This is a genomic window from Xanthobacter sp. (assembly GCF_041911315.1).
Taxonomy (GTDB): domain Bacteria; phylum Pseudomonadota; class Alphaproteobacteria; order Rhizobiales; family Xanthobacteraceae; genus Xanthobacter; species Xanthobacter aminoxidans.
This window is the reverse complement of the sequence record NZ_JAYRPE010000021.1, coordinates 192,368-206,825: the sequence shown is the minus strand read 5'-3', so window position 1 is coordinate 206,825 and position 14,458 is coordinate 192,368. Positions and strand designations below refer to the sequence as shown.

Below are 14,458 nucleotides of genomic sequence, written 5' to 3'. Positions count from 1 at the left end.
CTCAACCGCAGCGGGGGCGGCCGAGAGCAAGACATTCCATCGGGCAGGTGCCCGGCTGCCGGCACCACCCGGCAGTGCGGCATTCGCCCTTACGGATGATCGTGGGGTTGGCTCGCGCGGAGTCAGCAAGGCGGAACGACGACCACGGCACCGTGACGCGGAAGACAGCGCGAGGAGGAAGGTCTCGCAGGAGAGGCGGTGCTGCAGGAGCTTGCTCGCGTGGTGGAAATGCGCCTCTCCCATAACGACACTGCCTCCCCGATGCAACGCACCGGAGAGGCAGGGAAGAGGTCTCATCCCGTTGGAGCTTCGGAAGCGAACGCCGCCGCAACTCTTCCGTAGAGCCAGATCAGAAGCGGGTACCGCCGGAGAAGCGGAACGCCTGGGTCTGGTCGAACTGGGCCTGCGAGAGCACCCAGGCATAATCGAAGCGCAGCGGACCGAAGGGCGACTGCCAGATCAAGCTGACACCGACCGAGGAGCGGATCGCATCGTCGTCATAGACGCAGACGTTGTTGTAGCCCCAAGTCTTGCCGACGCTCGGGCAGTTCACCAGGTTCGGCTTGCCGTAGAAGTTGCTGCCGTCCCAGTTGTACACGCCGGGGAACTTCGTCGGGCCGCCGTAGTCGAACAGCGAGCCAGCGTCCGCGAAGATCGCGCCCTTCATGCCGATATCCTTGGGAAGGAAGGCGAAGGGGAACTGGATTTCCGCGGAGACACCCCAGTAGGTCGTGCCGCCAAGCGCGTTCAGCTGGTTGTTGTAGCAATTGTAGGAGAGCGGCGTGCCGGCGTTCGATGCCGCGCAGGGCGCGATATCGCGGGGACCGATACCGGACGGCGCAAAACCGCGGACGAGGTTCGGACCCATGTAGAAGTTGTCCAGCACGTCCAGGTCCTGATTGCCCCAGGACGAGACATAGCCAGCCTGTGCGCGCAGGATGAGCACGCTGTCGTACGGCAGCGGGGTGTAGTGGCGGAAGTCACCCGTGGTGCGGATGAAGTTCACGTCGCCGCCCACGCCCGCCAGGTCCTGCTTGAGCTCGGCGTAGATGCCCTGGGTCGGGCTCTGGTTGTTGTCGAGCGAATTGAACGACAACGTGTAGCCCAGCGCCGAGGTGATGGTCGCACCCTGAGCAGCTGCATCACGAATAGCCCAGGAGATGGACGTGGCGCAGTAGCTGTAGGGCAGCGTGCCGACATCGCCATAGTTGCTGCAGAGGTTGATCGAGCGCTGATAGAGGTTGTAGCGCAGGGCCAGCGTGATCTCGTCTGTGATGGGCAGGCCGAAGCGCAGGCCGCCACCGACCATGTTGGTGCCGTAAGGCGTATAGCTCGTGGTCTCGGTGTTCTTCCAGTAGAGGTCGAAACCGGCCGCGAGGCGATAGCCGAGGAAGTAGGGCTCGGTGAAGGAGAATTCCGCACCCTGCGAGTACTGGCCCAGCGTGCCGGAGACCTTCACGTACTGGCCGCGGCCAAGGAAGTTCTTCTCACCCAGCGACACCTCGCCGATGATGCCGTCCGCAGTCGAGTAGCCGCCGGAGATGGAGAACTCGCCCGTGGGCTGGTCTTCCACGTCCACCGCGAGGATCACGCGATCAGGCGCGGAGCCCGGCTCGGTGGTGATCTTCACGTTCTTGAAGTAGCCGAGGTTGCGCAGCCGGCGCTCGGCCCGATCGACCAGCACGCGGTTGTAGGCGTCGCCCTCGCCGATATCGAACTCACGCCGGATGACGTAGTCGCGGGTGCGGGTGTTGCCGCGGATCTCGATGCGCTCGATGTAGACCCGCGGGCCTTCCTCAAGCACGAACGCGACGTTGATGAGCTTGGCCTGGAAGTCGCGATCGCCGCGCGGACGCACCTGGGCGAAGGCGTAGCCGGACTTGGACGCCTCAATGGTCAGGTTCTCGACCGACTTCTCGACGAGTTCGGCGTTGTAGATCTGGCCATCCTGCGCACGCACCACGCGCTTCAGGGAGTCCGCGGAGAGATCGCGGATGTTGGAGATCACGTCGACCTTACCGAAGCGGTACTGGTCGCCCTCCTCCAACGTGAACGTGAGGACATAGCCGCCGCCGGCGGGATCGAGCTCGGCGGTCGCACCGATGATGCGGAAGTCGGCATAACCGTTCTTCAGGTAGAAGCGGCGCAGCAACTCCTGGTCCGAGTTCACCCGGTCCGGATCATAGGCGTCGGTGGACTTCAGGAACGACAGCCAGTTGGTCTGGGTCGTGGAGATGACGTCCTTCAGCTTCCAGTCCGAGAAGGCCTTGTTGCCGACGAACTTGATGTCCTTGATGCCGGTCTTGTCGCCTTCCTTGATCTCGAAGACCAGATCGACACGGCCGTTGCCGCGGTCGATGGTGACCGGGTTCACGCGCACGTCGCTGCGGCCCGACCGGCGATAGATCTCGATGATGCGCTGGGTGTCAGCCTGAACGACCGACTTGTTGAACGGCCCACGGGGCTTGGACTGAACCTCGCCCTCCAGCACCTCGTCCTTGATCTTCTTGTTGCCCTCGAAGACGACGCGGTTGATCACCTCGTTCTCGGCCACCCGCACCACGATGCGGCCGCCGGACTGATTGATCTGCACATCTGAGAACAGGCCCGTGGCGTAGAGCGCCTTCCAGGCCTCGTCGATCTTGGCGGCCGTATAGGGACCGGAGCCGAAATAGGAGCGGATGGTATCCGCATCCACACGGCGGTTGCCCTCAACCACGATGGAGCTGGACTGGGCTGCGGCGGGGGACGCCACGACGAGAGAACCGGCCACCGAACCCGCCGCAACGCAGGCGGCGAGACCAAAGGCGGCGGCCAGATTTCTCAGGACCCGGAGCTTAGCAGTCATATGGTGCGCAACCTTGAAATTTCGTTGTTCTCGAACCCGCCGCCTTCCCCGGACAAACGCACCGGGCACAGGGACGGATTCTCACCCTGCGTTGCCGCTTGTACAGGCTTTTACCGCAGGTGCAAACCAAGCCGCGGCTGAAGGCTGCCCTTTTCCGGGGACCGTTGCGCGCTCGCCACGACCCCGGTGCGACAAATCAAAATCCCTTACATTGCAGCAATATGCAGCACGTCGTTCCAGGTGGCGAAGATCATCAGCATGAGCACCAGCGCAAGGCCGATACGGAAGCCGATGTCCTGCGTCCGCGCACTCAGCGGGCGGCCACGGATCGCCTCGAAAGCGTAGAACAGAAGGTGTCCGCCATCCAACAGCGGGATGGGAAAGAGGTTAAGCAATCCGATAGACACAGACAGCACCGCCGCCAGGGAAAGGAGTGCTCCGATACCAAATGTCGCGACCTGCCCGGAGACCTGGGCGATGCGGATGGGTCCGCCGAGCTGATCGGCCGACTCGCGCCCGGCCACGAGGCCGCCGAGGTAATCGAAGGTGCGGGCCACCACGAACCAGGTTTCCTGCACGCCCATGCCGATGGCCTCGACCGGGCCGAAACGCTGAGTCGTCACGTCGCCCGCCGCCAGCGAGCGCGAGATTCCCAAAAGGCCGGTGCGGTGACTGTTGCCGAAGGGGTCCTTGACCTCCTTCAGCTCGGGCGTGGCCGTGAGCGTGACCTGCCGATCGCCGCGCTCGACGGTGAAGGCGAGCGGCTGGCCGGCGTGGGAGCCGACGATGCGCTGCATGTCCGAGAAGCTGTCCACCTTCGCGCCGTCGATCTCGAGGACGAGATCGCCGGGCTTGAACCCGGCCATTTCCGCGGCGCTGCCGGGGTTGATCTGATCCACACGCGGTGCCGTCACCTGCTTGCCGAACACCCTGAAGACGATGGCGAAGATGGCGATCGCCAGCAGGAAGTTGGCGACGGGACCGGCGGCGACGATGGCCGCGCGCCAGGCGACCGGCTTGTAGAAGAAGCTTTCGTTGCGCTCGGCCGCGGTCATCTGGGAGAGGCGCGCGGCATCGGGCGTGGACGCCGCGTCTTCATCGCCGAAGAAACGCACATAGCCGCCGAGGGGCACCGCGGCGATGCGCCAGCGGGTGCCGTGCCGGTCGTTGAAGCCGACGATCTCCGGTCCGAAGCCCAGCGAGAAGGTGACCACCCGGACGCCGGCGCGGCGCGCCACCCAGAAATGGCCGAGCTCGTGGAAGAACACCACCAGCGTCAGGACGAACAGGAAAGGGATGACGTAGCCGAGAAGAGTGGAGGACAGCGTGCCAAGGTTCGCACCGAGACCGGAAATCACGTCCATCATCGTTCCTCTTCTCCCGGGCGCCCGCAGGCGGGCTAACCCTACACACTTATCCCGCGCTCGCCAGCCTCGGGACACCGGCCCCGCGCGGCCGAAGACCGCTCTTAGGACGCCTTTGCGGCAAACTTGGGCAGGAGTCCGGAGGCGGTGCGGCGCGCAAGCTGGTCTGCCTCCAGCGCATCGGAGATGCTCGAAGGTGCCGGACCACCATTGATGCGGTCGAGGGTCGCCCCGACGATATCGGTGATGCCGTAAAAGCCGATCCGCCCGTCCAGATAGGCCGCGACGGCGATCTCGTTCGCGGCATTGAGGACGGTGGCGGCCATGCCGCCCTGCTTCAGCACCGCGCGGGCGAGGGCCAGTGCCGGGAATCGGCTGACGTCCGGCGCTTCGAAGCTGAGGCGGCCGAGGGCCACGAGGTCGAGCTTGCGGCAGGAGGTGGCCACCCGCTCGGGATAGGCGAGGCAGTGGGCGATGGGCACGCACATGTCGGGCAGTGCCAGCCCTGCGGTCACCGATCCGTCGATGAAGGAGACGAGGCCGTGCACCACCGACTCAGCATGCACCACCGCGTCGAGCTGGTCAGCGGTGACGGAGAACAGGTGCTGGGCCTCGATCAGCTCCAGCCCCTTGTTCATGAGCGTCGCGGAATCGATGGTGACCTTCGCGCCCATGTTCCAGTTGGGATGCTTGAGCGCATCCTGCGGTACGGCGCGGGCGATCTCCTCCCGGCTCTTGAGGCGGAAGGGGCCGCCGGAGGCCGTGAGCGTGATCTTCTCCACCGCCTTGTGGGGACCGGCCGCCAGCGCCTGGAAGATGGCGTTGTGCTCGGAATCCACCGGGAGGATTTCGGTTTCCAGCCGCGCCGCCTCGGCCATGAAGAAGGCGCCGGCGGCGACGAGGCATTCCTTGTTGGCAAGCGCGATGCGCCGGCCGGGCGCGAACGCGGCGACCGTGGGGGCAAGGCCGGCACAGCCGACGATGGCGCTCACCACCACGTCGGTATCCCGCCGCGCGGCTTCCAGTACCGCCTCGGGGCCAGCGCCGCACGCGATGCCGCTGCCGGAAAGGGCATCCTTCAGCGCCGCGCCACCGGAGGGGTCCGCCAGCGCCGCGAAGCGGGCGCCCAGGGCTCGCGCGGTCTCGGCAAGGGCTGCGGCGTCGCGTCCGCCGGCCACGGCCTCGACCCGGTAGAGGTCCGGCGCATCCGCGAGGACCTTGCGGACACTATGGCCAATGGAGCCCGTGGCCCCGAGCACGGAGAGACGTTTCATGGGGAGCGTCCTACCACAAAAGCAGACCGGCCGCCGGATCGCCCGCATTGCGCAGCACCGCGACGACGACCGCCACCAGTGCGGCAGCGGCAAAGCCGTCCAGCCGGTCGAGCAGGCCGCCATGGCCGGGAATGAGCCGACTCGCATCCTTCACGCCGAACAGGCGCTTCACCGCCGATTCCGCGAGGTCGCCGGCCTGGCTGACGATGCTGAGCAGGAGGGAAAGGCCGGTGAGCGGCAGCAAGGCCGGCGCGCCGGAGGCGTAGGCGACCGCGAGGCCGCAGAGGGTTCCGAGCAGCGTTCCGCCGATGGCGCCCGACCACGTCTTGTTCGGCGACACCCGCGGCCACAGCTTCGGGCCACCCAGCGCACGGCCGGTGAAATAGGCGAAGATGTCCGTCGCCCAGACGATGGCGCACAGATAGAGCACCGCGGAAAGGCCCAGCGGCGAGGTGCCGCGCAAGACCACCACCGGAAGGGCCGCGCTGGCCGCCGCGAGCACCCCGAGCATGGCCCACGCGCTCTGCCGCGGCACAGCGAGGCTGCAGGCTGCGGCCCCCAGCACGGCGACGCTGAAGGCCCAGGTGGGCTCGGCCATCACCGCCAGCACACCGCCGGCAACGATGCCGAGGCCGCCAAGGCCGAGATAGACCGGGCGATGATCGAGGCGCGCGATCACCGCCCATTCATTGAGAACGAGGAGGCCGGCCGCCACCCACAGCACGGCGAAGGGGATGCCGCCATACCAAGCGGTGGCGAGCACCACCGGCACGAGCACGAGGGCGGAAAGGGTGCGATGTCCGAGATCGGAGCCGAAATGCACGTGGGTCAGGGTCCGGGGCGAGGCGTCACGCCGCCGAACCGCCGGTCACGCCGGGCATATTCGTCGATGGCCGCGATGAGGGCGGCCTTGTCGAAGTCAGGCCAGTAGATGGGCAGGAACACGAATTCCGAATAGGCGGCCTGCCACAGCAGGAAATTCGACAGCCGCTGCTCGCCGGAGGTGCGCACGATGAGGTCGGGATCAGGGATGCCGGCGGTTTCGAGCCGCTGGGAGATCATCTCCACGTCCACGTCCTCGGGCTTCACCCGCCCGGCCGCCACATCCGCCGCGATGCGCGCCACGGCAGAGGCAATCTCCTGCCGCGCGCCGTAGTTGAAGGCGACGACCAGCGTCAGCCCGGTATTGGTAGAGGTCAGCGCCTCGGCATCGTCCAGAAGCTGGCGGATGTCGGGGGCAAGGCCCGCCCGCTCGCCGATTACCTTCACCCGCACGTTGGCGGAATTGAGCTCGGCGAGATCGTGCCGCAGGAAGAACTTCAGCAGGCGCATCAGTTCCGTCACCTCGGTGACGGGACGCGACCAGTTCTCCGAGGAGAAGCTGTAGATGGTGAGGAAGCGGATGCCGATTTCGCGAGCGGCGCGCACGCACCGGCGCAGCGCTTCGACGCCCCGGCGATGCCCTTCCACACGCGGCAGCTTGCGGGACGTGGCCCAGCGCCCGTTGCCATCCATGATGACGCCGACGTGCACCGGGACGCACCGGGGCGCCGCGGCGGGCGTCGGCTGACCAGCCGCCACGGGGGCGGCTGGCGACGTCCGGCCGGGAACAGCGGCTTCGCTCGCGGCGCGCAGGGTCATGGCTTGCTCAGGGCTCACACCTTCGTCCTCAAACCGCGTTGGCTCTCAAACCGTCGCGGCCGACCGGCTCCGGTCAACCGCGTCCCTGGCCTCCCGCCGCCGCTGTCCCCGCTCAGACGGACAGGATTTCCTTTTCCTTCTGGGCGAGCGTCTGATCGATCTCGGCGATGGTCTCGTCGGTCGCCTTCTGGACGTCCTTGGACAGGCGGTCGAGTTCATCGGAACCCATCTCGCTGTCCTTTTCCAGCTTCTTCAGCAGGTCCATCCCGTCGCGACGCACATGACGTACCGCGACCCGGGCGGCCTCGGCATACTTGTGCGCAACCTTGACGAGTTCCTGCCGGCGCTCCTGGTTGAGTTCGGGGATGCGCAGGCGCAGCACCTGGCCTTCCGTCGCCGGATTGAGGCCGAGATTCGAATCGCGGATCGCCTTCTCGACGGCGTTCACCATGCCGCGGTCCCACACCTGCACGGAGAGCATGCGGGCCTCGGGGACGGACACGGTGGCAACCTGGTTCAGCGGCATCCGCGCGCCATAGGCCTCGATCGTGATCGGTTCGAGAAGGCTGGCCGAGGCACGGCCGGTGCGCAGGCCGCCCAGCTCGTCCCTGAGCACGCCGACCGCGCCATGCATGCGGCGCTTGAGATCGGCCATGTCGAAGGTCCCGGTGGTCATGACTATCCTCTGTCTTCAAGATCGCGGGCACGCTTCATTCGCACGGAAACGTTTCTGATTCCATGCGAACGCGCGGTTCCTGGCGGGAAAGGCGCGGCGGGAGGAGCCCTGGTCGAGGTTGCGGCTTGCGCGGACATGACAGGACGACACGGCAATTCGGTGGCCATGCCGCACGCGGCTTGACCAGGGCGATGCCCGGGCCCCAGCCTTCTGCCTGCATCCGTCGACAGCGCCCCCCTGTCCTTCCGGAAAACTCAAGCCGCGATCCGTCTCGCCGGATCAGGGCGCGACGACCGTGACGCGCCCTTCTCCCATCGCCGCCGTGGCGATGGCGCCCGGCTCGCGGATGGAAAACACGATTATCGGCAACGCCGCTTCGCGGGCAAGCGCGAACGCGGCCGCATCCATCACCTTGAGGTCGCGGGATAGCGCCTCGTCGTGGGTGATGCGGTCGTAGCGGGTGGCCGAGGGATCGAGCTTGGGATCGGCGGAATAGACGCCGTCCACATTGGTCGCCTTCAGCACCGCGTCGCAGTCGAGCTCGGCCGCGCGGAGCACGGCGCCGGTGTCGGTGGTGAAATAGGGATTTCCCGTTCCGCCGGTCAGCACCACGATGCGGCCGCGCCGCAGGTGCCGCATGGCCGGCTGGCGGGCATAGGGCTCGCACACCGTCGGCATGGGGATGGCGGAAAGCGTGCGCGCGGGGGCGCCGGCGGCTTCGATGGCCCGCTCCAGAGCGAGACCGTTCATGACGGTCGCGAGCATTCCCATGTGGTCCGCGGTGGCGCGATCGAGATTCTCGTCCGCCACGCGCGCGCCGCGCAGGATGTTGCCGCCGCCGACGACCACTGCCACCTCGCACCCCGCCGCACGGGCGGCGACGAGGTCACGGGCGATGCGGGCGACGGTGGGGGGATGCAGGCCGAAGGGCTCGGCGCCCATCAGGGCCTCGCCCGAGACCTTTACCAGAATGCGGGGATAAGGCAGTCCCGGCGCCGCGAAGGGCGCCGGGGGTTCCGGATAGTCCGAGTCGTCGGAGATGGCGGTCATGGGAGCCCCCTCCCCGCCTGCGATCAGGACTGGCCGGCGGCGGCGGCCACCTCGGCCGCGAAGTCGGTCTCTTCCTTCTCGATGCCCTCGCCGAGCGCGTAGCGCACGAACGCGGTGAGCTTGACCGGAGCGCCAACCTGGCCCTCGGCCTCCTTCAGCACCTGCGCGACGGACTTGGAGCCGTCATGCACGATGGGCTGGTCGAGGAGGGTGTTCTCCTTGAAGAAGCTCTTCATGCCGCTTTCGGCGATCTTGTCCTGCACGTTGGCGGGCTTGCCCTGGTGCTTCTCGAGCAGGATGGCCTTCTCGCGGGCGATGGTGGCCTCGTCGATGCCGGAGGCGTCGAGCGCCAGCGGGTTGAGCGCCGCCACGTGCATGGCAATCTGCCGGCCGAGGGTGGAGAGCTTCTCCACGTCGCCCTCGGACTCGAGCGCCACAAGCACGCCGATACGGCCCTGGCCTTCGACCACGGCACCGTGGACGTAGGAGGCGATCACGCCCTTGGAGACCGTGAGCTTCACCGAACGGCGGAGCGTCATGTTCTCGCCGATGGTGGCGATGAGCGCCGTGAGGCGGTCGGCGACGGTGACGTCCTCGCCCGGGAACTTGGCGGCGGCGACGGCCTCCAGGGAGCCGTCCGTGTTGAGGGCGACCTTGGCCACCTCACGCACGAACGCCTGGAAGTCGGGGTTGCGCGCCACGAAGTCGGTCTCGGCATTCACCTCGACGGCGGCGGCGTAGTGGCCGGAAGACTCGACCGCGACCAGGCCCTCGGCGGCCACACGGCCGGCCTTCTTGGCGGCCTTGGCGAGACCCTTCTTGCGCAGCCAGTCGATGGCAGCCTCGACGTCGCCGTTCGTCTCGGTGAGCGCGGACTTGCAGTCCATCATGCCTGCGCCGGTCTTGTCGCGCAGTTCCTTCACGAGCCCGGCGGTGATCGCAGCCATGTTCAATCCCTTCTTCTCGCGCCACGGCCGGCCACGGTGCGCCCGAGCCGGCCGTGGGGGCGCGGTGCGCCCCATTACTCTCGATTCGTTTTCAGATCTGCGACAAGGACGGTGACGGGTGTCACTCGACCTCGGCAGACATCTCCTTGGCCTGGGCGATCCAGCCGTCCACGCGGCCGGGCAGACCCACTTCCTCACCGATGCGGTGCGCATCGACGGCGTCGAGGCCGGCAATCTGGCCGAAGTGGAACACGCCGAGATCGTTGAGCTTCTGCTCGATCTCGGGGCTCACGCCGGTGAGCTTCTTCAGGTCGTCGGCAACGCCGCGCGGACCCGACAGGGGCTCGAAGGACGACCACACGCTGGTCTCGACCGGCAGGTCCTCGACGAGCGGAGCCTCTTCGGCGCCCACGTCGTAGCCGAGATCGCTGTGGCCGCGGCCGATGCCGTCGATGGCGGCGCGGGCGATCAGGTCGCAATAGAGCTGGATGGCGCGGCCGGCGTCATCGTTGCCCGGGACCGGATAGGCGATGCCGTCGGGATCGCAATTGGTGTCGAGGATGGCCGCCACCGGGATGCCGAGGCGCTGGGCCTCCTTCACGGCGATGTCTTCCTTGTTCGTGTCGATCACGAACAGCAGGTCCGGCAGGCCGCCCATGTCGCGGATGCCGCCGAGCGCCTTGTCCAGCTTCTCCTTTTCACGGGAGAGCGTCAGGCGCTCCTTCTTGGTGTAGCCGGAAGACGCCTCGGGGGCGGCCAGCATCTCCTCCAGCTTCTTCAGCCGGGCGATGGAGTTGGAGATGGTCTTCCAGTTGGTGAGCATGCCGCCGAGCCAGCGGGAGTTCACATAATACTGGGCGGAGCGGCGGGCGGCGTCCGCCACCTGCTCCTGCGCCTGGCGCTTGGTGCCGACGAACAGCACGCGGCCGCCCTGGGCCACGGTGTCGGACACGGCCTGCAGGGCGCGATGAAGCGCCGGCACGGTCTGCGACAGGTCGAGAATGTGGATGTTGTTGCGAACGCCGAAGATGTACGGAGCCATCTTGGGGTTCCAACGGTGGGCCTGATGGCCGAAGTGCACGCCAGCTTCGAGGAGCTGACGCATCGAATAGTCGGGAAGAGCCACTTTGGTATTCTCCGGTTGAGCCTCCGCGGACGTACCTTCGCCAATGGCGATAGGCACCGGATGGCCGATATGGCCTGTGTCCGCGTGCGGAATGGGTCGGGCACATACACGAGGTGGGGCTGATAGGCAAGGGTGGCGCCCCGCGGGGGTGTGCCCTGCCCTCTCGCCGCCGTGCTCCCGCGCGCCGGCGAGGGGGCACCTGAATACGGCAGCGGCGGCAGCGGGACGCGGGGTGGCGCCCGCCCTTTTTACCCTCCGGCGGCGCGCTGGCGCTCTTCTTCCACCAGTTCCTTCTTGGAGAGCTTGCCCACGACGCTCTTGGGCAGGCTCTCGCGAATCTCGACGGCCTTGGGCATCTCGATCTTGGAAATCTGGGCGGAGAGGAAGTCCATCAGCTCGGCCGGAGTCGCCTGCGCGTCCTTGCGCAGGGTGACGAAGGCCTTGGGCGCCTGGCCGCGATAGCTGTCGGGAATGCCGATGGCCACCGCCTCGGCCACCGCCGGATGGAGGTAGAGCGCCTCCTCGATCATCCGGGGATAGACGTTATAGCCGCCGCAGAGAATCACGTCCTTGATGCGGTCCACGAGGAACAGGTAGCCGTCCTCGTCGAGATAGCCGACATCGCCGGTGCGCAGCGCCCCGTCCACGAAGACGGCGGTGGTTTCGTCCGGGCGATTCCAGTAGCCGGCCATGACCTGCGGACCGCGCACGCACACCTCGCCTTTCTGGCCCACCGGCATCATGCGGGTTGAATCGGCGAGGTCGCGAATCTCGATCACCGTCTCGGGCAGAGCGGTGCCTACCGAGCCGTCCTTGACGAGACCGAGCGGCGGATTGGCGCTCACCACCGGCGAGCTTTCGGAGAGGCCGTAGCCTTCCACCAGCGGGCAACCGGTGAGTTCCTGGAATCGCGTGCGCACATCGAGCGGCAGCGGCGCGCCGCCGGAGATGGAGAGCGTGAGGGAGGAGAGGTCGCGCTTCTCGATGTCCCCGACATTGTTGATGGCGGCGTAGATAGTCGGCACGCCGGGGAACATAGTGGGCTTCTCGCGCTCGATGTCGTCGAGCAGCGACATGAGGTTGAAGCGCGGCACCAGGATGATCTCGGCACCGAGGCAAATCGGGATGAGCATCACCGTCTGCATGGCGAAGACGTGGAACAGGGGCAGCACGCCCAGCACCCTTTTCACCCCGATCCGCTCGCACTCCGCATGCTGGACCAGCTGGCGGGCATTGGCCGAGACGTTGGCGTGGGTGAGCATGGCGCCCTTGGGCACGCCCGTGGTGCCGCCGGTATATTGCAGCACCGCGAGGTCTTTGGCCGGGTCCACCTCCACCGGTTCGGGGCGGTCGCCGTGCTTGAGGAGGGAAGCGTAGTCCACATGCATCCCGTCGCCGGTGCTGTAGACCGCCTTCTCCTTGCGCTTGAACAGGTTGAAGAGCAGCCCCTTGGGAAACGGCAGGATGCCGGACATGGGGCAGACGACGATGGATTTCAGCCCCGACTCATGTGCCACCGCGAGGACGCGGGAGTGGATCAGCTTGAGGTCGGGGACAACCATGATGGTCGTGCCGGAATCGCGGATCTGGTGCCTCAGCTCGCGCTCCACATAGAGCGGGCTGAAGTTCACCACCGTGCCGCCGGCCTTCATCACCGCGAAGAAGAAAATGACGGAATAGGGCGTGTTGGGCAGGCACAGGCCCACATGAGTGCCCTTGCGCACGCCCATGGCCTGAAGCCCTGCCGCCACCTTGTCCACCGTGGCGCCGACCTCGGCATAGGTCCACTTGCGGCCGAGGAAGCTCAGGGCCGGCTTCGCGCCATGCGCCGCGACGCTGCCTTCCAGAAGCTCGGGCACGGGCGAGATGGCGATGGCCGCCGCATCGGTGCAATGGAGCATGATGTCCCTCCTGCGCCGGCGCTCTTCTGTTTTCTTGGGCAAGCCGGCGGCGTCATCTCCGACGTTGGATCAGCAACGCCGTGATTCAAGAATGCTGGCGCGCGATTGCGCCAGAAAGGCGGTTTGTGCCGGGTCGACTGAAGCGAAAACCGGCGGCGCGAACGCCGCCGGGGATCGCGCTAGGCCCTACTTGGTGATGAGGGCCGCCGCCTGCGGCGCGTCGAACTTGTAGCGCAGGCCCACCGAGACAATGTCCACGTAGCCGTTGCTCACCTGGCCGACCAGCGTTCCGCGCAGGGCGTTGGCCGGATCGGCCGGCGTGAGCATGATCGGGCTCGTCTCGCCGAAGATGTGGGTGTAGGCGAAGTCCGCCGAGAACTGCGACGTGAAGTTGTAGGTCAAGCCGCCCGAGAGCCAGAAGCGGTTGGTGTCGGGCAGGCGCGGCGAGCGGGTGGCATCGGGCACGGGCGTCAGCTCGTAGCCAATGCCGGCACGCAGGGCGAGCTTGGGATCCCACTGGTACTCGACGCCGCCGGAGAAGAACCAGCCGTCGTTCCACTGGAGGTCGAGCGTGCTGACCGGTAGGCCGAAGGCCTTCACCGTCAGCTCCTGGACCGTCGACCAATTGGTCCATTCCACCGTGCCGAGCACAGTCCATTGGGCATTGAGCTTGGAGCGGAACGAGGCGGTGATCTGGTCGGGCAGCGTCAGGCCGGCCGTCGCATTGACGCTCTTGACGGGCACGATATTGGCGACGGACACGTCCAGCATGCCGTTGAGGGTCTGCGAGATCTGCGACTTGTAGCCGATGCCGAGCGTGGTTCCGGGCGCCAGCGTGAACAGCACGCCGAGATTGATGCCGTAGCCGATATCGTCGCCGTTGACCTGGGCATAGAGATTGTTGGACGGCGGCGCGAAGCCCGCGAACTGCGCGTTGGTGAGCTTGGCGTTGATGTAATTGATGTTGAGGCCACCGCCGATGGTCATCCAGTCGGTGAGCTTGTAGGCCACCGAGAGCTGGGCGTTCATGTCGAAGATGCTGCTGGTGCAGCCGTAATACCGGCCGGACCAGCTGCACGGCGCGTCGGTGACGAGGCCGAAGGGCGAGGTCAAGCCGAAGCCGATCGCCCACTTGTCCCAGGCATAGGTGGCGAAGAAGGTCGGCAGCGTGCCGTTGTCCACGATATCGCTGACGCCGGCATTCCCGAGGCTAGCGCCGGTGATGGGCGCAGTCGCCGAGAACACGTCAATGGAGGCGTGCGGCGCAATATAGGTGACATTGCCTTCCACGTTCAGCCCCGGATTGAAGCTGATGGCCGCGGGGTTCCAGGTCATGGCGGCGAGGCCGTCGCCACCGGCCGCCGTGCCGGCGAAGGATGTGCCCTGATAGTAGGAGCTCTGCTCGCGCAGCCCGAATCCGCCGGCATGGGCGGCGCCGTTCGCCAAGACGGCGGGAATCGCAACGGCGGAAATGGCAAGCACCGGAGCCACGCGGCGTGGCCAATCGCGATTGGCCCTGGCCCACTTGTGCATCGTCATGAAGACCCCCTCCTAGGCTGAATTCCTCCGGGCCCGGCACGCTGCGGTGCACTATACGTTTTATCGGTGCCCTATACGTCACCCAGCATGCC

At 66.7% G+C, this 14,458-nt stretch carries 11 protein-coding genes; all 11 read right to left on the bottom strand.

Going from position 1 to position 14,458, the window contains the following annotated elements; all coding sequences use genetic code 11:
- Positions 1-349: 349 nt before the first annotated feature.
- The 11 genes from bamA to ACE3QW_RS07975 all read right to left on the bottom strand — a co-directional run bounded on the left by bamA (position 350) and on the right by ACE3QW_RS07975 (position 14,366).
- Positions 350-2,848 carry an outer membrane protein assembly factor BamA gene (bamA, locus tag ACE3QW_RS08025; RefSeq protein ID WP_374251111.1) on the bottom strand — a complete coding sequence of 833 codons (2,499 nt, stop codon included), beginning with the start codon at positions 2,846-2,848 and terminating at the stop codon, positions 350-352.
- Between the two features lie 206 nt (positions 2,849-3,054).
- A complete protein-coding gene (gene rseP / locus ACE3QW_RS08020) occupies positions 3,055-4,212 on the bottom strand; it encodes an RIP metalloprotease RseP (protein ID WP_374251254.1) in 1,158 nt (385 codons plus the stop codon).
- A gap of 104 nt (positions 4,213-4,316) precedes the next feature.
- Positions 4,317-5,486 (bottom strand): 1-deoxy-D-xylulose-5-phosphate reductoisomerase, encoded by a 1,170-nt coding sequence (gene dxr / locus ACE3QW_RS08015; protein WP_374251109.1) that lies wholly within the window; start codon positions 5,484-5,486, stop codon positions 4,317-4,319.
- Between the two features lie 10 nt (positions 5,487-5,496).
- Positions 5,497-6,309 carry a phosphatidate cytidylyltransferase gene (locus tag ACE3QW_RS08010; RefSeq protein ID WP_250166041.1) on the bottom strand — a complete coding sequence of 271 codons (813 nt, stop codon included), beginning with the start codon at positions 6,307-6,309 and terminating at the stop codon, positions 5,497-5,499.
- 5 nt (positions 6,310-6,314) lie between these two features.
- A complete protein-coding gene (locus ACE3QW_RS08005) occupies positions 6,315-7,127 on the bottom strand; it encodes an isoprenyl transferase (RefSeq protein WP_029558278.1) in 813 nt (270 codons plus the stop codon).
- Between the two features lie 112 nt (positions 7,128-7,239).
- Positions 7,240-7,803: a ribosome recycling factor gene (gene frr, locus ACE3QW_RS08000; RefSeq protein ID WP_024279300.1), complete on the bottom strand. Its 564-nt coding sequence runs from the start codon at positions 7,801-7,803 to the stop codon at positions 7,240-7,242.
- A gap of 279 nt (positions 7,804-8,082) precedes the next feature.
- Positions 8,083-8,853, bottom strand: coding sequence for a UMP kinase (pyrH, locus tag ACE3QW_RS07995; protein WP_024279301.1), 771 nt, complete (start codon positions 8,851-8,853; stop codon positions 8,083-8,085).
- A 23-nt stretch (positions 8,854-8,876) separates the two neighbouring features.
- Complete coding sequence (gene tsf / locus ACE3QW_RS07990) at positions 8,877-9,800, bottom strand: translation elongation factor Ts (protein ID WP_374251106.1); 924 nt, start codon at positions 9,798-9,800, stop codon at positions 8,877-8,879.
- Positions 9,801-9,921: 121 nt separating this feature from the next.
- On the bottom strand, positions 9,922-10,926 hold the full coding sequence (locus tag ACE3QW_RS07985; RefSeq protein WP_038193451.1) for a 30S ribosomal protein S2: 1,005 nt from the start codon (positions 10,924-10,926) through the stop codon (positions 9,922-9,924).
- Between the two features lie 248 nt (positions 10,927-11,174).
- Complete coding sequence (locus ACE3QW_RS07980) at positions 11,175-12,827, bottom strand: long-chain fatty acid--CoA ligase (RefSeq protein WP_374251105.1); 1,653 nt, start codon at positions 12,825-12,827, stop codon at positions 11,175-11,177.
- 186 nt (positions 12,828-13,013) lie between these two features.
- Positions 13,014-14,366 (bottom strand): OmpP1/FadL family transporter, encoded by a 1,353-nt coding sequence (locus ACE3QW_RS07975; protein WP_029558274.1) that lies wholly within the window; start codon positions 14,364-14,366, stop codon positions 13,014-13,016.
- Positions 14,367-14,458 lie beyond the last annotated feature (92 nt).

Bases quoted from the DNA above. Each gene is read 5' to 3' on its own strand.
- tsf (WP_374251106.1), bottom strand. From the start codon at position 9,800: ATGGCTGCGATCACCGCCGGGCTCGTGAAGGAACTGCGCGACAAGACC.
- rseP (WP_374251254.1), bottom strand. From the start codon at position 4,212: ATGGACGTGATTTCCGGTCTCGGTGCGAACCTTGGCACGCTGTCCTCC.
- ACE3QW_RS07980 (WP_374251105.1), bottom strand. From the start codon at position 12,827: ATGCTCCATTGCACCGATGCGGCGGCCATCGCCATCTCGCCCGTGCCC.
- ACE3QW_RS08005 (WP_029558278.1), bottom strand. From the start codon at position 7,127: ATGACCCTGCGCGCCGCGAGCGAAGCCGCTGTTCCCGGCCGGACGTCG.
- dxr (WP_374251109.1), bottom strand. From the start codon at position 5,486: ATGAAACGTCTCTCCGTGCTCGGGGCCACGGGCTCCATTGGCCATAGT.
- bamA (WP_374251111.1), bottom strand. From the start codon at position 2,848: ATGACTGCTAAGCTCCGGGTCCTGAGAAATCTGGCCGCCGCCTTTGGT.
- pyrH (WP_024279301.1), bottom strand. From the start codon at position 8,853: ATGACCGCCATCTCCGACGACTCGGACTATCCGGAACCCCCGGCGCCC.
- frr (WP_024279300.1), bottom strand. From the start codon at position 7,803: ATGACCACCGGGACCTTCGACATGGCCGATCTCAAGCGCCGCATGCAT.
- ACE3QW_RS07975 (WP_029558274.1), bottom strand. From the start codon at position 14,366: ATGACGATGCACAAGTGGGCCAGGGCCAATCGCGATTGGCCACGCCGC.